The 18,647-nt window shown below is 49.9% G+C and carries 15 protein-coding genes and 2 tRNA genes; 10 read left to right on the top strand and 7 right to left on the bottom strand.

Annotated features, from left to right (window positions below; genetic code table 11):
• Positions 1 to 9 precede the first annotated feature (9 nt).
• Together C7M51_RS07380 and C7M51_RS07375 are read left to right on the top strand one after the other, a co-directional pair.
• Positions 10 to 1,926, top strand: a complete 1,917-nt coding sequence (locus C7M51_RS07380) for a DNA topoisomerase III (protein WP_160621194.1) — start codon at positions 10 to 12, stop codon at positions 1,924 to 1,926.
• Positions 1,927 to 1,952: 26 nt separating this feature from the next.
• Positions 1,953 to 2,237 carry a YnjH family protein gene (locus C7M51_RS07375; RefSeq protein WP_160623595.1) on the top strand — a complete coding sequence of 95 codons (285 nt, stop codon included), beginning with the start codon at positions 1,953 to 1,955 and terminating at the stop codon, positions 2,235 to 2,237.
• A gap of 34 nt (positions 2,238 to 2,271) precedes the next feature.
• Here the strand turns inward: C7M51_RS07375 and xthA are convergent, their stop codons facing one another.
• The 5 genes from xthA to C7M51_RS07350 all read right to left on the bottom strand — a co-directional run bounded on the left by xthA (position 2,272) and on the right by C7M51_RS07350 (position 5,095).
• On the bottom strand, positions 2,272 to 3,078 hold the full coding sequence (gene xthA / locus C7M51_RS07370; RefSeq protein WP_160621193.1) for an exodeoxyribonuclease III: 807 nt from the start codon (positions 3,076 to 3,078) through the stop codon (positions 2,272 to 2,274).
• 194 nt (positions 3,079 to 3,272) lie between these two features.
• Positions 3,273 to 3,357, bottom strand: a tRNA-Tyr gene (locus C7M51_RS07365).
• Between the two features lie 151 nt (positions 3,358 to 3,508).
• Positions 3,509 to 3,593 (bottom strand) — tRNA-Tyr (locus tag C7M51_RS07360).
• Positions 3,594 to 3,735: 142 nt separating this feature from the next.
• Positions 3,736 to 4,584, bottom strand: coding sequence for a formyltetrahydrofolate deformylase (gene purU, locus C7M51_RS07355; protein WP_160621192.1), 849 nt, complete (start codon positions 4,582 to 4,584; stop codon positions 3,736 to 3,738).
• A gap of 52 nt (positions 4,585 to 4,636) precedes the next feature.
• Positions 4,637 to 5,095, bottom strand: coding sequence for a YchJ family protein (locus tag C7M51_RS07350; RefSeq protein WP_160621191.1), 459 nt, complete (start codon positions 5,093 to 5,095; stop codon positions 4,637 to 4,639).
• 110 nt (positions 5,096 to 5,205) lie between these two features.
• On the opposite strand from C7M51_RS07350, the gene rssA reads away from it, so the two are divergent.
• From rssA to C7M51_RS07325, 5 genes are all read left to right on the top strand, one after another.
• Positions 5,206 to 6,108, top strand: a complete 903-nt coding sequence (gene rssA / locus C7M51_RS07345) for a patatin-like phospholipase RssA (protein ID WP_160621190.1) — start codon at positions 5,206 to 5,208, stop codon at positions 6,106 to 6,108.
• Positions 6,109 to 6,208: 100 nt separating this feature from the next.
• Positions 6,209 to 7,222 (top strand): two-component system response regulator RssB, encoded by a 1,014-nt coding sequence (rssB, locus tag C7M51_RS07340; protein ID WP_160621189.1) that lies wholly within the window; start codon positions 6,209 to 6,211, stop codon positions 7,220 to 7,222.
• Between the two features lie 195 nt (positions 7,223 to 7,417).
• A complete protein-coding gene (galU, locus tag C7M51_RS07335; RefSeq protein WP_160621188.1) occupies positions 7,418 to 8,326 on the top strand; it encodes a UTP--glucose-1-phosphate uridylyltransferase GalU in 909 nt (302 codons plus the stop codon).
• A 27-nt stretch (positions 8,327 to 8,353) separates the two neighbouring features.
• Positions 8,354 to 9,694 carry a UDP-glucose dehydrogenase family protein gene (locus C7M51_RS07330; protein ID WP_160621187.1) on the top strand — a complete coding sequence of 447 codons (1,341 nt, stop codon included), beginning with the start codon at positions 8,354 to 8,356 and terminating at the stop codon, positions 9,692 to 9,694.
• A gap of 14 nt (positions 9,695 to 9,708) precedes the next feature.
• The gene (locus C7M51_RS07325; RefSeq protein ID WP_160621186.1) at positions 9,709 to 10,713 is read left to right on the top strand and encodes an NAD-dependent epimerase; all 1,005 of its coding nucleotides are present in this window, start codon (positions 9,709 to 9,711) and stop codon (positions 10,711 to 10,713) included.
• Positions 10,714 to 10,854: 141 nt separating this feature from the next.
• Here the strand turns inward: C7M51_RS07325 and hns are convergent, their stop codons facing one another.
• A complete protein-coding gene (gene hns, locus C7M51_RS07320; protein WP_141175585.1) occupies positions 10,855 to 11,262 on the bottom strand; it encodes a histone-like nucleoid-structuring protein H-NS in 408 nt (135 codons plus the stop codon).
• Positions 11,263 to 11,748: 486 nt separating this feature from the next.
• On the opposite strand from hns, the gene tdk reads away from it, so the two are divergent.
• Positions 11,749 to 12,354: a thymidine kinase gene (gene tdk / locus C7M51_RS07315; protein ID WP_160621185.1), complete on the top strand. Its 606-nt coding sequence runs from the start codon at positions 11,749 to 11,751 to the stop codon at positions 12,352 to 12,354.
• A gap of 198 nt (positions 12,355 to 12,552) precedes the next feature.
• Here tdk and adhE read toward each other — a convergent pair whose 3' ends face one another.
• Complete coding sequence (adhE, locus tag C7M51_RS07310; protein ID WP_160621184.1) at positions 12,553 to 15,240, bottom strand: bifunctional acetaldehyde-CoA/alcohol dehydrogenase; 2,688 nt, start codon at positions 15,238 to 15,240, stop codon at positions 12,553 to 12,555.
• A gap of 472 nt (positions 15,241 to 15,712) precedes the next feature.
• Between adhE and C7M51_RS07305 the strand changes: the two genes are divergently transcribed.
• Both C7M51_RS07305 and C7M51_RS07300 read left to right on the top strand, forming a co-directional pair.
• Positions 15,713 to 16,360 carry a YchE family NAAT transporter gene (locus C7M51_RS07305; RefSeq protein ID WP_160621183.1) on the top strand — a complete coding sequence of 216 codons (648 nt, stop codon included), beginning with the start codon at positions 15,713 to 15,715 and terminating at the stop codon, positions 16,358 to 16,360.
• Positions 16,361 to 16,967: 607 nt separating this feature from the next.
• The gene (locus C7M51_RS07300; RefSeq protein WP_160621182.1) at positions 16,968 to 18,596 is read left to right on the top strand and encodes an ABC transporter substrate-binding protein; all 1,629 of its coding nucleotides are present in this window, start codon (positions 16,968 to 16,970) and stop codon (positions 18,594 to 18,596) included.
• Positions 18,597 to 18,647: the final 51 nt, after the last annotated feature.

The raw sequence follows: 18,647 nt of genomic DNA, 5'->3' as shown, positions 1-18,647 counted from the left end.
GCCCCATTAATGCGCCTGTTTATTGCTGAAAAGCCAAGCCTGGCCCGTGCTATTGCCGATGTGTTGCCAAAACCGCATCGGCGCGGAGAGGGCTATATTGCCTGTGGAAACGATCAAATAGTTACCTGGTGCGTGGGGCATCTGCTGGAACAGGCGCAGCCTGACAGCTACGATAGCCGCTATGCGCGCTGGGTACTGGCCGATCTGCCGATTGTGCCGGAAAAGTGGCGTCTTCAACCGCGTCCGTCGGTCGCGAAGCAGCTGAATGTCGTAAAAAAACTGTTGGAACAGGCCGATGAAGTGGTCCATGCCGGTGACCCGGATCGCGAAGGGCAGCTGCTGGTGGATGAGGTACTGGATTACCTGGCGTTGCCTGCTGAAAAGCGAGAGAAAGTACAGCGCTGTCTGATTAACGATCTCAACCCACAGGCGGTGGAACGTGCTGTAGGCCGCCTGCGCCAGAACCGGGAATTTATCCCGCTGTGCGTTTCAGCATTGGCGCGTGCGCGTGCCGACTGGCTGTACGGTATCAATATGACTCGCGCCTGGACGCTGCTGGGCCGTAACGCGGGCTATGATGGCGTGCTGTCGGTAGGGCGCGTACAGACGCCGGTACTGGGGCTGGTGGTGCGGCGCGATGAAGAAATTGAGAACTTTATCCCCAAAGATTATTTTGAGGTTAAGGCACATATTGTAACGCCTAAAGAGGAGCGATTCGTCGCTATCTGGCAGCCGAGCGATGCCTGCGAGCCCTGGCAGGATGAAGAGGGGCGATTGTTGCATCGTCCGCTGGCGGAGCATGTGCTGGCGCGCATCGGTGGTCAGCCCGCACTGGTTACCAGTTATCAGGATAAGCGCGAAAATGATACGGCACCATTGCCGTTTTCCCTCTCCAGCCTGCAAATTGAGGCGGCAAAACGCTATGGCCTCAGCGCCCAAACCGTGCTGGATACCTGCCAGCGCCTGTATGAAACCCATAAGCTGATTACCTATCCCCGCTCCGACAGCCGCTATCTGCCGGAAGAGCACTTCGCCGGACGTCAGGCGGTGCTGAACGCAATCAGCGTACATCAGCCCGATATGAAACCGCCTGCGGATTTCGATACGCAGCGTAAAAATCGTTGCTGGGATGATAAGAAAGTGGATGCGCACCACGCGATTATTCCTACCGCACGCAGCAGCGCGGTGCGGCTAACCGATAACGAAGCTAACGTTTATGGCCTGATTGCGCGTCAGTATCTGATGCAGTTCTGTCCCGATGCGGTTTATCGCAAATGCGTTATCGAACTTGATATCGCCGGCGGCAAATTTATCGCTAAAGCGCGCTTTCTGGCCGAGGCGGGCTGGCGGGCGCTGTTAGGCAGCAAGGAACGCGATGAGGAAAACGATGGTACGCCGCTGCCGGTAGTAGCGAAAGGCGATGAGCTTCTGTGTGAAAGGGGCGAAATTGTCGAGAAGCAAACGCAGCCGCCGCGTCACTTTACCGACGCCACGCTTTTATCAGCGATGACCGGGATCGCCCGTTTTGTTCAGGATAAAGATCTAAAGAAAATCCTGCGCGCAACCGATGGTTTAGGTACGGAGGCGACGCGGGCAGGTATTATTGAACTTCTGTTCCGCCGCGCCTTCCTGGTTAAGAAAGGGCGTTACATCCGCGCCACCGAGGCGGGCAGGGCGTTGATTCATTCCCTGCCTGAAATGGCCGCTCGACCTGATATGACGGCGCACTGGGAATCAACGCTAACGAAGATCAGCGAGAAGGCCTGTCGCTATCAGGATTTTATGCAGCCGTTGGTAGCGACACTGCATGACCTTATTGCGCAGGCGCGCCAGCAAAGCACGGCTCGCGCATTTCGTGGCGTAGCGGCACCCGGTGGTAAGAGCAAGCGTCGCGGCAAAAAGGCGAAAGCGAAGGAGGCAGAATAGTGAAACGGGTATGGGGCATCGCGCTGATGTTATTGATCGGCACGGCGGCGCAGGCGCACCGTCATGATTATGGTACGGGAAACGGCGGCAGTACGTCAGGTAACAGCGATGTGGTGGTGGACTTGCCGCCGGAGGTCTGGACGCAGGGACAGAATGGCACACAGGCATCTCCCTGTTTACGCTGCTGTACCTATGAAAATCGCAGCTATTCTGAAGGTGCGATCGTGAAGGCGGAAGGAATATTGTTGCAATGCGCGCGCGATGAGAAATCGCTGGGAACCAATAATCTTATCTGGCGCATAGTTAAATAAGTCACGCTGCGGATGGACCCGCAGCGGCTGGTTTTTACAGACTGAATTCAGCCCAAATCGGAGCATGGTCGGAAGGTTTTTCCATGCTGCGAATCTGATAATCAATGCCGGTATCGATGCAGCGCTGCGCAAGCGGGCGCGTGGCTAACATCAAATCGATACGCAGGCCGCGATTATCATCAAAGCCTTTTGAGCGGTAGTCAAACCAGGAGAAACGGTCAGCGCAGTCGGGGTTAGCCGCACGCCAGGTATCTACCAATCCCCAACCCAGCAGGCGATCCATCCACTCGCGTTCTTCCGGCAGGAAAGAACATTTGCCGGTGCGCAGCCAGCGCTTGCGGCTCTCTTCGCCAATGCCGATATCCAGATCGCTGCTGCTGATATTCATGTCGCCCATAATAACAACCCGATCATCGGCTTTCAGATGGGTTTCCAGATAATTTTGCAGATCGCGATAAAATTTCTCTTTCGCCGGGAATTTAGTGGGGTGGTCACGGCTTTCACCCTGAGGAAAATAGCCGTTGATGACGGTGATATTACCTGCCGGGGTAGGGATGTCAGCCATAATCAGGCGACGCTGCGCCTCTTCATCATCTTCCGGAAAACCGCGCTGCACTTTTACCGGCATTTCCCGTGTCAGCAACGCCACGCCGTAATGGCCTTTTTGCCCATGATAAAAGACGTGATAGCCCAGCTTGCTGACCTCATCCAGCGGAAACATATCGTCGTGGACTTTGGTTTCCTGTAGGCCGATAACATCTGGATTATGCTGGGCGATGATAGCTTCAAGCTGATGGGGGCGAGCGCGCAGCCCGTTGATGTTAAAAGAGATAAATTTCATATTGCGTTAACTGCCTGATAAAAAGATGGCGGAATGTTAACAGAAGCAGGCGCAATATGTCACGGTAAGGCGTGGCGTGCTGCGCACGTTGTCTCGTGCCGCTCGACTCGAACCTTGTCGAAGGTTCTTACCTTCTCCCGTTACGGAGAAATGGGGGCGTTGAGTAAAGAGAGAGTTCAGAGATAAACAGAGGATGGTGGTGGGAGAAGGATTCGAACCTTCGAAGTCTGTGACGGCAGATTTACAGTCTGCTCCCTTTGGCCGCTCGGGAATCCCACCAGATAAAACCGTTTAAATAATGCTTGTCGCTTTCAGCTTAGTCAATCGCCGCTGTCTTTCCACTCGAACCTTGTCGAAGGTTCTCACCTTCTCCCGACAGTGGAAACATTAACCGTTTCACTCTGGTTCAGTGTATCGTCAATATTGAAAATGGTGGTGGGAGAAGGATTCGAACCTTCGAAGTCTGTGACGGCAGATTTACAGTCTGCTCCCTTTGGCCGCTCGGGAATCCCACCACTGGTCAGACATAAATGCCTGAAAGCGGGGCGCATCATATCAAATGATTCGATACTGTAAAGCGCCCCGCGGGAAAAAGCGTATCGTTCGCCGCTTTTTTATTCATGACGCCGCTTTGCTGAACAGTCGGCACCGTAAAAATTACAGAATAATAGTGCGGTTGCCGTAAACGAAAACCCGCTGACCCAGTACTTTATCCAATGCACGGCTCAGGACATTCTTCTCTACGTCTCGTCCTGCTCGCATCATCTCTTCTGCCGTATAACTATGATCGACGTTAATCACATCCTGCATAATGATCGGGCCTTCATCCAGATTGTCATTCACGTAATGCGCCGTCGCACCGATAATTTTAACGCCGCGCTCATAGGCCTGGTGATAAGGGCGCGCGCCGATAAAGGCAGGCAGGAAGGAGTGATGGATATTGATAATCTGATTCGGATAACGCTGTACAAAAGCAGGCGTCAGCACGCGCATATATTTCGCCAGCACCACATAATCGGGCTGGTAGCGATCGATCTGCTCCGCCATCTTATTATCATGCTCTTCGCGGCTCAGACCTTCGTGGCTAACCAGAACAAACGGAATATCGAAGCGTTCAACCAGCGAGCGTAGCGTATCGTGATTGCCGATCACGGCGGCAATTTCCATATCCAGCCCGCCAAAAGCGCTTTTCATCAGCAGATCGCCCAGGCAGTGTGCTTCTTTGGTCACCAGAATCACTACGCGGCGGCGTCCGGCACACTGAAGCTCGCGCACCGATCCCTGCGGCAGAGCGCCATCTAAATCGGCCAGCAGCGTGGCGTCATTAAAAATACCTTCCAGTTCGGTGCGCATAAAAAAGCGCCCGGTACGGTGATCGACAAACTCATTATTCTGCACAATGTTGAGTTCATGCTTGTAGCAGATGTTAGTGATTTTGGCGATAAGACCTTTGGCGTCAGGACAAATCGTTCGGAGGACTTTTCGTTGTAAATTTTGCGCTTGCATCTGTATCAATCCTGTCGAAGCGGGAGAATAATGAAACTGAACGGCACCAGTATTACTGGCCGCAACACTTTTTGTATTTTTTCCCGGAGCCACAGGGACAGCGATCGTTTCGCCCTACCTGCGGTGCGGTTCCGTCAATATAGTACCAGCGTTGATCCTCGCGAACAAAGCGCGAGCGTTCGTAAACCGCGCCGGGACGTCCGTTTTCGAGGTAACGCGCAAAAAATGTCACCCAGGCTTCGTTTTCCTTCTCTCCGTCTTCGCATGCAATTATCCTCAACCCCAGCCACTGGGTATGAGGGAAACTTTCAGACAATGCCTGGCGCAGCTGCGCGGAGCGATGAGTACTGTGCCACGTGTCCACCAGATAGTCAGCGTTGTGCTGGCTGTAGGCGGTATAACGCGAGCGCATTAAGGCTTCCGGGGAAGGGGGGAACAGGTCGCCACTTAGATAGCGACCGCAACATAGGCTATACTGCAAACCGCTGCAGCATGGGCAGTTTTCAGACACGTTGACTCCAGGTTTTGCAACAACAGGACTAAAGGCGTTATTTTACGATATGTTATCTGACCCTGACGCTTAACGCCATTCAGCGAAGTAAGGGTTAAAACAGGAATGCAATGAGACAGGTAAAGATTGGACTGGCGCTAGGCTCAGGCGCCGCCAAGGGATGGGCACATATTGGTGTTATTAATGCGCTGGCGCGCGCGGGCATACAGCCTGATGTGATTGCTGGCTGTTCTATTGGCGCGCTGGTAGGTGCAGCGCAGGCTACAAACCGGCTGGCACTACTGGATAAATGGGTACGTTCGTTCAGCTACTGGGATGTGATTCGGTTGATGGATTTTTCATGGCAGCGGGGCGGTTTGCTGCGCGGCGATCGCGTTTTTAACCAGATCCGTCGGCTGATGCCTGATGAGTCTATCGAACAGTGTCATCTCCGTTTTGGCGCAGTTGCTACCAATCTGAGCACCGGACGTGAACTCTGGTTAACCGAAGGTGATTTACATCGGGCGCTGCGCGCTTCCTGCAGTATGCCGGGGCTGCTGGCACCCGTTGAGCATAAAGGCTACTGGCTGGTGGATGGAGCTGTCGTCAACCCGGTTCCGATCTCGCTGACCAGGGCGATGGGAGCCGATGTCGTTATTGCTGTAGATCTCCAACACGATGCGCATTTAATGCCGCAAGATTTGCTCTCCGCGTCGCCAGCACAAACCACGCCGGATACGGAACTGGTAACCTGGCGCGCCCGATTACGTCAACGCCTCGCTCAGCGTCTGACGCAGCGCCGCGCAACGCTTGCGCCAGGCGCGATGGAAATTATGACCACCTCTATTCATGTTCTGGAAAATCGTTTGAAACGCAGCCGCATGGCGGGGGATCCGCCGGATGTTTTACTTCAGCCCTATTGTCCCCAAATCAGAACGCTTGATTTTCATCGCGCAGAGGAAGCGATTGCAGCAGGGGAAGCTGCAGTTGAGAAGAAAATGGATGAATTATTACCGTTAGTACAAAGCCGGTAATGAGAATGGGTCAATTATACATGTCACTTCAGTCAATTCTGACAGGCACAAGTGCGCATCTTGAACCACTATTGAATTATCTGGCTTACAGGGGGAAGCAATGGAAAAACCATTAACAGGAAAACAGATCCTGGTTGTTGAGGATGAGGTTGTTTTTCGCTCCCTGCTGGAAAATTTCTTAAGTTCGCTTGGTGCCAGTCTGCTTGTCGCCAGCGATGGTCTTGATGCTATCGAAACGTTGCGCTTGCATCAGCCCGATTTACTGATCTGCGATCTGGAAATGCCGCGTATGAACGGTATCCAGCTCGTAGAACATTTACGTACCCGCAATAATCAGGTTCCCGTACTGGTCATTTCCGCTACTGAGCAGATGTCCGATATCGCTCACGTTCTGCGCCTTGGCGTGCAGGATGTTCTGCTGAAACCGATTAAAGATATGGAGCGCCTGCGTGAGGCAGTCTACGAATGCCTCTATCCTTCAATGTTTACTTCACAGGTCGAAGAAGAAGAGCAACTCTTTCAGGACTGGGATGCTCTGGTTAGCGATCCTTCTGCGGCGGCCAAGCTCCTTAAGCAGTTACAGCCGCCGGTTCAGCAGGTGATAGCCAACTGCCGTATAAACTATCGTCAGCTCACAATGGCGGAGCAGCCTGGGCTGGTACTGGATATCGCCGCGTTATCGGATAAAGATCTGGCGTTTTATTGTCTGGATGTTACGCGCGCAGGTGATAACGGCGTGTTGGCGGCCCTGCTGCTACGGGCGTTGTTCAATGGCCTGTTGCAGGAACAGCTTTCCGGACAAAAACAGCGTTTGCCGGAATTAAGCAGCGTATTAAAGCAGGTTAATCTGTTATTGCGCCAGGCGAATCTAAAAGGGCAGTTTCCTTTATTAGTCGGTTATTATCATCAGGTACATAAAAATCTGATTCTGGTTTCCGCAGGTTTAAACGCAACGCTAAACATTAACGATCAGGAAATACAGCTTAGCAATGGCGTCCCTCTGGGAACGCTGGGAAGCACGCATCTTAATCAAGTTAATCAGCAGGGCAGTGCCTGGCAGTGCCAGGTGTGGGGGAATGGTGGGCGGCTGCGCCTGATGTTGTCGCCTGAATAATAAACAATTGTTTTTTATTTTTTGCACTTCACAGACAGTTGTAACTATAACATTTACACTTGGGTAATAATCTTAATTTCGCTGGAAACATCTTATCCAGGATAAATCCGGCGGCTTTGAACTGATATACTCGTTTCGTTTTTTAAATTGACATATCAAGTATTAACTTGAACGGCCTATAAGAGAGGTGCCTTAATGTCTGCCTATAAGTCTAAAGTAAAAAAAGCGGTAATCCCTGTTGCCGGTTTGGGGACGCGTATGCTACCCGCAACCAAGGCCATTCCAAAAGAAATGCTGCCGCTGGTTGATAAACCGTTAATTCAGTATGTCGTTAACGAATGTATCGCTGCCGGGATTAATGAAATTGTGCTGGTTACGCACTCATCAAAAAATTCTATCGAAAACCATTTTGATACCAGCTTTGAGCTGGAAGCGATGCTGGAAAAGCGCGTGAAGCGTCAGCTGCTGGATGAAGTCCAGTCTATTTGCCCGCCCCACGTGACTATTATGCAGGTTCGTCAGGGTATTGCTAAAGGGTTAGGGCACGCGGTAATGTGCGCGCATCCGTTAGTGGGTGACGAGCCGGTAGCGGTGATTCTGCCTGACGTTATTATTGACGAATATGAATCTAACCCGACAAAAGATAACCTGGCGGAAATGCTGAATCGCTTTGATGAAAGTGGTCACAGCCAGATTATGGTGGAGCCTGTTGCTGACGTGACAGCGTATGGCGTTGTGGATTGTCAGGGAGCGGAACTGCAACCTGGTGACAGCGCACCGATGGTGGGTGTGGTAGAAAAACCGAAGGCAGATGAAGCGCCGTCGAATCTGGCTGTTGTAGGTCGCTATGTCCTTTCTGCCGATATCTGGCCTCTGCTGGCTAAAACGCCTCCGGGAGCGGGTGGTGAAGTACAGCTGACTGACTCTATCGCCATGCTGATGGAAAAAGAAACGGTTGAAGCGTATCACCTGAAAGGCATTAGTCATGACTGCGGCAATAAGCTGGGCTATATGCAGGCATTTGTAGAATATGGTTTACGCCATCCGTCGCTGGGCAATGATTTCAAACAGTGGCTGCACAATACAGTTGAAAATAAAAAGTAATAATTCACACAGCAACAGGATAACACAATGAAAGTCACCGTATTTGGTATCGGCTATGTGGGTCTGGTTCAGGCTGCGGTATTGGCCGAAGTCGGACATGACGTTCTTTGTATTGATGTCGACGAAAACAAAGTCGAAAATCTGAAGAAAGGGATCATTCCTATTTATGAGCCAGGTTTAACGCCGCTGGTTAAGCAAAACTATGAGGCGGGCCGTCTGAACTTTACTACCAATGCCGAAGAGGGCGTCAATCACGGTGTAATGCAGTTTATCGCCGTAGGTACGCCGCCGGACGAGGATGGCTCTGCCGATCTGAAATATGTTACCGCCGTTGCCCGCACAATTGCTCAGCATATGAAAGAGCATAAAGTGGTGCTGGATAAGTCTACTGTACCAGTGGGGACGGCCGATCGCGTTCGCGGGGTTATGCAGGAAACGCTGAATGCGCGGGGCGTGGATTTAACCTTCGACGTGGTTTCTAATCCAGAATTCCTGAAAGAAGGGGCGGCAGTCAGCGACTGTATGCGTCCTGAGCGTATTGTGGTTGGGACTGACAACGAAGAGGTGGTTGAACTGCTGCGTGAACTGTATGAGCCGTTCAATCGTAACCACGATCGTCTGATTCTGATGGATATTCGTAGCGCAGAGCTGACCAAGTATGCTGCTAACTGTATGCTGGCAACTAAAATCAGCTTTATGAATGAGATTTCCAATCTGGCAGAGCGTCTGGGTGCGGATATCGAAAAAGTGCGCCAGGGGATTGGTTCCGACTCTCGTATTGGCTATCACTTTATCTATCCGGGCTGCGGTTACGGTGGCTCATGCTTCCCGAAAGATGTGCAGGCGCTGATTCGTACCGCTGAAACCATTGGCTATAAGCCTCGTCTGTTGCAGGCGGTTGAAGATGTCAATGACGATCAGAAAATGAAGCTGCCTGGCTTTATTAAGCGTCACTTTGGCGACGATCTGAAGGGTAAAACCTTCGCACTGTGGGGCCTGGCGTTTAAGCCGAATACCGATGATATGCGTGAGGCTTCCAGCCGCGTGCTAATGGAAACGCTCTGGGCCGCTGGTGCAACGGTACAGGCTTTCGATCCTGAAGCGATGGATGAAGCTCAGCGTATTTATGGCCATCGTGCCGATCTTAAGCTGATGGGAACCAAAGAAGCGGCCCTGCAGGGTGCCGATGCACTGGTCATCTGTACCGAATGGCAAAATTTCCGTGCGCCGGACTTTGACGTCATTAAAAACGCCTTAAAACAACCCGTGATTTTTGATGGTCGTAACCTGTATGATCCAGAACGTACCAGCAAACGCGGTTTTGTTTATTATGCAATTGGCCGCGGAGCGTCTATTCAAATTGCATAATTAATGAGGAAATTATGAACTATCTGGTTACCGGCGCGGCAGGCTTTATTGGTTTTCACGTGACCCAACGCCTGTTGTCAGCCGGTCACCAGGTTGTCGGTATCGACAACCTGAATGATTATTATGACGTTAATCTCAAACACGCCCGCCTTAATGAAATTACTTCCGCTGATTTTACCTTTATTGAAGCTGACTTAGCCGATCGTGATGCGATGGCTTCTCTGTTTGCGCAGCATCGTTTTCAGCGAGTCATTCATCTCGGTGCCCAGGCTGGGGTTCGTTACTCTATTGAGAACCCACACGCTTATGCGGACGCTAATCTGATTGGTCATCTCAATATACTTGAAGGCTGTCGGCATCATAAAATCGAGCATCTGTTATACGCTTCCTCCAGCTCCGTTTATGGACTGAATCGGAAAATGCCTTTTTCTACCGATGACAGTGTTGATCATCCGGTATCGCTTTATGCAGCGACAAAAAAAGCAAACGAGTTAATGTCCCATACTTATTCTCACCTGTATGGTATTCCCACGACCGGATTGCGGTTTTTTACCGTGTATGGTCCATGGGGAAGGCCTGATATGGCGTTGTTTAAATTTACACGCGCTATTATTGCTGGTGAAAATATTGACGTTTATAACAATGGCGAAATGCGTCGGGATTTCACCTATATTGATGACATTACTGAATCTATCTATCGTTTGCAGGCGGTTATTCCTCAAAGCGATGCCAGCTGGACGGTTGAAAAGGGTTCTCCGGCTACCAGTTCGGCACCTTACCGGGTCTATAATATTGGAAACAGCCAGCCTGTCACGCTGATGGCTTATATAGATGCGCTGGAAAAAGCGCTGGGTATTAAAGCGCGTAAAAACATGCTGCCGATGCAGCCCGGCGACGTGCTGGAAACCAGCGCCGATACGCAGGCCTTGTTTGAGGCGATCAGCTTTAAACCACAAACCAGCGTGGAAGAGGGCATTCAGCGCTTTGTAGACTGGTACAGGGCGTTTTACCGGGTGTGATGTCAGTTATTCAGAGATAAAAAAGGAAGCTGATAGCTTCCTTTTTTTATGGGTATACCTGGTGTGATAAAGAGTGCAACAAAATGATCAACAAAAAACCCCATCGGGAAATGGGGTTAAGGGAAGCACCCTGAACAGGAATTACAGCAGGAAATCGTCCAGCTGTTTGCCTTCCTCTTCAATGGCTTTCTTGATGACTGCTGGAGTACGGCCCTGGCCGGTCCAGGTTTTAGTTTCGCCATTTTCATCAACGTATTTATATTTAGCCGGACGTGCAGCACGTTTAGCTTTACCGCTTGATTTAGTTGCTGCCATAGTTTGCAGCAGTTCATTCGGGTCAATACCATCTGCAATCAGCATTTCACGATATTGTTGAAGTTTACGTGTACGTTCTTCAATTTCAGCCTGCGCCTGGCTTTCTTCTTCACGACGTTCGTTAACGATGACTTCCAGTTTTTCCAGCATCTCTTCCAGAGTTTCCAGAGTACATTCTCTGGCCTGGGCGCGCAGTGTACGGATATTGTTCAGAATTTTAAGTGCTTCGCTCATTGTCCTAATCTCAAAATATATTGGGTGGGAGAAATGTTCTGCCTGATAATAATAGAGGCGGAAAAAAAGAACTGCAATAGTTAATTTTGTAAGAAATTCACAAAGCCTTTTTAAAGTGCGATTTGCATAACGCAATTGGTGGAAAGTTATAGATGCCGAAAGCGAAAATAAGCGCGTCGCTTTAAACGTCCTCAGGATACAAAGGGGCTATCCGTTAACCTATCGTTTAAATCAGGGTATAGCTAAACCTTAGTCAACAATAGGAGAGTTTTTGTCAGCCTTTGTCAAAGCGTTGATAATAAGAAACAGCTTTGTGCTTTTATCATTTTATGCTCAGCCACCCATTATGACAGAAGTGCTGTTGGGGTAACCCTGCGTTGTGGTTAAAGAGGATATTCTTATTGGAAGGGGCCCCCGCCATAGCACAGGCGTTGTGATACAATCCGAACGTTATTTTTGTTTAACCCTTTTGGCGGAGTTTGGCCCATGGCTCAGCTTTATTTTTATTACTCAGCGATGAACGCTGGGAAATCCACCGCATTGTTGCAGTCTTCTTATAATTATCAGGAAAGGGGGATGCGTACGCTGGTCTGGACTGCGGAGATAGACGATCGCTTTGGCAGCGGTAAGGTAAGCTCACGTATCGGTCTTTCGTCGCCGGCGAAATTGTACAACAGTCAGACTTTACTGATGCATGAAATTACTGAAGAGCATCAAAAAAAGCCGGTACACTGCATTTTGGTTGATGAATGCCAATTTCTGACTCGTGATCAGGTTAGAGAACTTTCTGATGTGGTCGACTACCTTGATATTCCCGTACTCTGTTATGGCTTGCGTACTGATTTCCTCGGTGAATTATTTAGCGGCAGTCAGTATTTATTAGCCTGGGCTGACAAACTGGTTGAATTAAAGAGTATTTGCCACTGTGGACGCAAGGCAGGAATGGTACTACGGCTTGATGGTAATGGAAAACCTTTCGCTGAAGGGGAACAGGTTGTCATCGGTGGTAACGAGCGTTATCTCTCCGTCTGCCGTAAACACTATAAAGAAGCCCTTGCTAACGGCTTTCTGACGCCGGTTAAACTTGACTGAATGGATACCTATAGTGAGGGAGGTAACGTAGCCTGTAGCGGCTTACAGCGCGTTTATGGAGAGGTAATGAAACAGGGATAAGTTCAGAGCAGAACATGTCAGCAAACACTCTATTTTCCACACTGAAACTAACATTTTTATCTGGTAGCAACAGCAATAAAAAAACCCGCCGAAGCGGGTTTTTTATCACCTGATGAATCAGGCTTTTTTAGTTTTCCGGGTCGCTTTCGTTTCCTGAACCGGCTGAGCGCTAATTGCTTCAGATACGGATTCAAACGGTTCTGCATATTCACGACCGTAGAACGTATCCAGCATAATCTGTTTCAGTTCAGCAATCAGCGGATAACGTGGGTTAGCGCCGGTGCACTGGTCATCAAACGCATCTTCGGCCAGTTTATCGACTTTCGCCAGGAAGTCAGCTTCCTGTACGCCAGCTTCGCGGATGGATTTCGGAATGCCCAGCTGCGATTTCATCTCTTCCAGCCATGCCAGCAGTTTTTCAATTTTCTGCGCGGTGCGGTCGCCTGCGGCGCTCAGGCCAAGATGATCGGCAATTTCGGCATAACGACGACGCGCCTGCGGACGGTCATACTGACTAAAAGCGGTCTGCTTGGTCGGGTTATCATTCGCGTTATAGCGAATAACGTTTGAAATCAGCAGGGCATTAGCCAGTCCGTGCGGAATATGGAACTCTGAGCCCAGTTTGTGCGCCATAGAGTGACATACGCCAAGGAAGGCGTTCGCAAAAGCGATACCGGCAATGGTTGCGGCGTTATGCACACGTTCGCGCGCCACCGGATTTTTAGCGCCGTAGTGGTAACTGTTTGCCAGATTATCTTTCAGCAGCTTAAGCGCCTGCAGAGCCTGACCATCGGAATATTCATTAGCCAGCACGGATACATAAGCTTCCAGCGCATGGGTGACGGCATCGAGACCGCCGAACGCGGTCAGCGATTTTGGCATATTCATCACCAGGTTCGCATCGACAATTGCCATATCCGGCGTCAGCGCATAATCCGCCAGCGGATATTTTTGGCCCGTTGCATCGTCGGTTACTACCGCAAACGGTGTAACTTCAGAACCGGTACCAGATGTCGTGGTAATAGCGACCATTTTCGCCTTCACGCCCATTTTCGGGAACTTGTAGATACGTTTACGGATATCCATAAAGCGCAGCGCCAGCTCTTCAAAATGGGTTTCCGGATGTTCGTACATTACCCACATGATTTTGGCCGCATCCATTGGTGAACCACCGCCGAGCGCAATAATCACGTCCGGTTTAAAGGAGTTCATCTGTTCAGCGCCTTTACGCACGATGCTTAATGTCGGATCGGCTTCTACTTCAAAGAAAATTTCGGTTTCGAGGCCGTGAGACTTCAGGACGGACGTAATCTGATCGGCATAGCCGTTATTAAACAGGAAACGGTCGGTGACAATAAATGCACGTTTCGCGCCATCCGTTGCCACTTCTTCCAGCGCGATTGGCAGCGAACCACGACGGAAATAGATAGATTTAGGAAGTTTATGCCACAACATATTCTCAGCTCGCTTGGCCACGGTTTTCTTATTAATAAGATGTTTAGGTCCAACGTTCTCCGAAATGGAGTTACCACCCCAGGAGCCGCAGCCCAGCGTCAGAGAAGGAGCCAGCTTAAAGTTATACAGGTCACCGATACCGCCTTGAGAAGCAGGCGTGTTAATCAGAATACGCGCGGTTTTCATTTTGTCGCCAAAATAGTTAACGCGTTCATGCTGATTATCCTGATCGGTATAGAGGCAGGAGGTGTGACCGATACCGCCCATCGCCACCAGTTTTTCAGCTTTATCTACCGCCTCGGCAAAATCACTGGCGCGATACATTGCCAGCGTCGGCGACAGTTTTTCATGCGCAAAAGGTTCGGATTCATCAACTACTTTAACTTCACCGATCAGGATTTTGGTATTTGCCGGTACGTTGATGCCTGCCATTTCAGCAATTTTCACTGCTGGCTGACCAACAATCGCTGCGTTGAGCGCACCATTTTTCAGCAGAATATCCTGAACCGCTTTCAGTTCTGTGCCTTGCAGCAGGTAGCCGCCGTGGCTGGCGAAGCGTTCACGTACGGCTTCATAGACGGAATCTACTACGATAACAGACTGTTCAGACGCACAGATAACGCCGTTATCGAAGGTTTTTGACATCAGGATAGAAGCTACGGCGCGTTTAATATCGGCCGTTTCATCAATCACTACCGGCGTATTGCCTGCGCCAACGCCGATGGCCGGTTTACCTGAGCTGTAGGCCGCTTTCACCATGCCCGGGCCACCTGTTGCCAGGATCAGGTTGATATCGGGGTGATGCATCAGCTGGTTAGAAAGTTCGACAGAAGGTTGATCGATCCAGCCGATAATATCCTTCGGTGCACCGGCAGCGATAGCGGCCTGCAATACGATGTCTGCCGCTTTGTTAGTAGCATCTTTTGCACGTGGATGCGGTGAGAAGATAATACCGTTACGGGTTTTCAGGCTGATCAGTGCTTTAAAGATAGCGGTTGAGGTCGGGTTGGTGGTGGGAACGATACCGCAAATCAGGCCGGTAGGTTCTGCGATGGTAATGGTGCCGAAGGTATCATCTGTTTCGAGGATGCCGCACGTCTTCTCATCTTTATAGGCATTGTAAATATACTCTGAGGCAAAGTGGTTTTTAATCACTTTATCTTCCACAATACCCATACCTGATTCCGCAACGGCCATTTTAGCCAGCGGAATACGGGCGTCGGCAGCAGCCAGCGCAGCAGCGCGGAAGATGTTGTCGACCTGTTCTTGAGTGAAGTTGGCATATTCGCGCTGTGCTTTTTTCACACGTTCAACGAGTGCGTTAAGTTCAGCGACATTGGTAACGGCCATAATGCTCTCCTGATAGAAGTTAAACTCTTTTAGTAAGCGAGCCTGAAGAAAACCTTTACCAGCATCACGCTGTGCAGGGCGCGCATTTTTGCGCTTTACTTATTTTCATGCCGTTTACTGAAAGAGTTTCTATGGCAGTAGCGCTAAAACATACAGCGCCTGTCGTTATCAACTCCTTTTGATGCTGTGAGCTTACCTGGATCGAGGTAGGCTTTTGTTGATGCAGATCAATATTCCTCAAAGCTGACACCTTTCAGCAGGCTTGTTTTTTGAACTGGATCGATTTTTTCACAATATAATGGGGAATTATTGTTAATTCGAATCACATGCTAATCAGGTTATTAACAATAGCGTTTATACCTAATATTGATGCTTAGTTAAGCATATTATGCTGGCATAATGGGCTGGTTGCCGTGAGGCTTTTCTATTAAATTAAGCCAGTTAACTTTAGCACAGTTTTGTGGAGTGGTGTGTGAATAACCTGGCGCTGGATTTGTCTGGCTATATTAAATTTTTTGTCGGTCTGTTTGCGTTGGTTAACCCCATCGGCATTATTCCGGTGTTTATCAGCATGACCAGCTATCAGGCTGTTGCTGAAAGAAATAAAACTAACCTGACGGCGAATCTGGCCGTGGCGATTATCTTGTGGTCCGCGCTTTTCCTGGGCGACGCCATCCTGCACGTTTTTGGCATCTCTATTGATTCTTTCCGTATCGCAGGGGGAATCCTGGTGGTGACCATCGCCATGTCGATGATTAGCGGCAAGCTGGGGGAGGATAAACAGAATAAGCAGGAAAAATCAGAAACGGCAGTACGCGAAAGTATTGGTGTCGTGCCGCTGGCGCTGCCGCTGATGGCCGGACCGGGCGCAATCAGCTCGACTATCGTCTGGAGTACCCGCTACCACAGCTGGCTGAATCTGTTTGCTTTCAGCGTGGCCATCGCACTGTTTGCTTTCTGCTGTTGGCTGCTTTTTCGTGCAGCACCGATGATGGTACGCGTGCTGGGACAAACCGGCATTAACGTTATTACCCGTATCATGGGCCTGCTGCTGATGGCGCTGGGCATCGAGTTTATCATTACCGGCCTGAAAGCCAGTTTTCCGGGCCTGCTGGCTTAACCTTCTGCGGGCGTTTGCGCTGTCTCATCAACAGAGGGCAGGCCCGCTTCTCGCTATCTTTCCTGTGATAAATGTTGCGCCCTTTAATTGTGCATGCGTACCAGCTAATGCACTTTTTTAGGGCGTTTATTCATCTGGCTTTACCGCTGCATACCTTATTAGCTTCTCTGTTGAACTTTCCCTTATACGTTTAATTCCCTGTCAATGTGATTATTTTCACATCATAGCATGCGTTATTTTTTTCATTTATAAGCCTTTTATCAGGGTTACCTGCATTACGGCAGCTAAAAATGCCAGGTAAAAACAAAGTTATAAACTTTTGCTTGTTTTGTAACCGATGAAAGATCTTGACCGCTACGCTTACTGTTTTTATGCTTTTTTTCGGTATTGATATCAGTAGGATAGATCATAGTTTGTTGGTAAAAATAAACCTTTCTTGATATCAACGATCGTGATAAAAGAGAAATAGATAACATTTTTGGCATTTGTATCTGGCGCAAAAAAATTCATCTATTAATTTCCGGTAAAAGAAATTTCCTTTCTCATAAATTGAGAATGAATTTTGCTTAACTGCCTGAGCGGTAACTTTTTAAGAGCAAGGAACCGAATGAAATCAGCCATTTTCAAGCGCTACAGCAGTGTAACAATAACCGTTCTGTTCGCTTCGTTATGTAATGCACAAGCTGCCAGCGTACCGCCGGGAACGAAGCTGGCGCAGCAACAGGCAATTACCATCAATAACGGTAGCGAGGTGGCTTCACTCGATCCGCATAAAACGGAAGGCGTGCCGGAAACCGAGGTGATTGCTAATTTGCTGGAAGGGCTGCTTTCAACTGATAATTCAGGGCACCTGGTACCCGGCGTTGCCGAACACTGGCAGCAGGAGAAGAATGTCTGGACCTTTACCCTGCGTCCAAATGCGCGCTGGAGCAATGGCGAGCCGGTAACGGCGCAGGATTTTGTCTATAGCTGGCAGCGCCTGGCCGATCCGAAAACGGCATCTCCCTACGCCAGCTATCTGCAATATGCGCACATCGCTAACGTGGATGAAATTATTGCCGGACGGCAGCCGCCATCTGAGTTGGGCGTTAAGGCGCTGGATGCACATCACCTACAGGTTACGCTGAACCAGCCGGTACCTTATTTTGCCGCTATGCTGGCGCACACCGCCTTAAAGCCGGTTTATCGCCCGGCGGTAGAGCAGTGGGGCGATAAATGGACGCGTCCGGAGCATTATGTGGGTAACGGTGCCTATACGCTAAGTGACTGGATCGTTAATGAAAAAATTACGCTGAAGCGTAATGCGCAATACTGGGATAATGCCCACACGGTTATTGAAACCGCCACCTTTTTACCGATTAGCTCAGAAACCAGCGATGTTAATCGCTACCGCAGCGGCGATATCGATATTACAAACAGCGCCGTTCCCCCGGAACTGTTCCCGAAGTTGAAAAAAGAACTGGGCGCACAGGTTCACGTTAGCCCTTATCTCTGCACTTTTTATTATGAATTAAATCATCGACGTCCGCCGTTTAACGATGTGCGCGTGCGTACTGCGGTGAAGCTGGCGCTGGATCGGCAGATCATTGCCGAGAAGGTCATGGGGCAGGGGCAGATTCCCGCTTTTGGCTTCACGCCGCCCTATATTGACGGTGGACATTTTACCGCGCCCGCCTGGTTTAATCTGACGCAGGCGCAACGTAACGCTGAGGCGAAACGGCTGCTGGCGGAAGCGGGCTATAGCGCCGATAAGCCGCTCTCCTTTGCACTGCTCTATAACACCTCCGATCAGAATAAAAAGCAGGCGATTGCTGCTGCCTCCATGTGGAAAAAGAATCTTGGCGCTAACGTTACGCTGCAAAATCAGGAGTGGAAAACCATGCTGAATACGCGGCATGAGGGCAATTACGACGTTGCACGTGCGACTTGGTGTTCCGATTATAACGAGCCGTCCACCTTCCTTAATATGCTGCTCAGCAATTCTTCTACCAATACGGCTTTTTACCGCAGCCCGGCATTCGATACGCTGATTGCCCGATCGCTTAACACTACCGACGATGCCGAGCGTGTCGCGCTTTATCAACAGGCAGAGGCGCAGCTGGATAAAGATTCAGCGCTGGTGCCGGTTTATTACCGCGTCAGCGTGCGGCTGGTTAAGCCGTGGATTGGTGGCTATACCGGTAAAGATCCGCAGGATCATCAGCAGATTAAATATTATTACATCACCCAACATTAACCTGACGTCCGACACAGATTGGATGCAGATGATGGTAGCCCTTAAGTAAAA

It is taken from the genome of Mixta intestinalis (assembly GCF_009914055.1).
Lineage (GTDB): Bacteria > Pseudomonadota > Gammaproteobacteria > Enterobacterales > Enterobacteriaceae > Mixta > Mixta intestinalis.
This window is presented reverse-complemented; position numbering and strand designations above follow the sequence as displayed.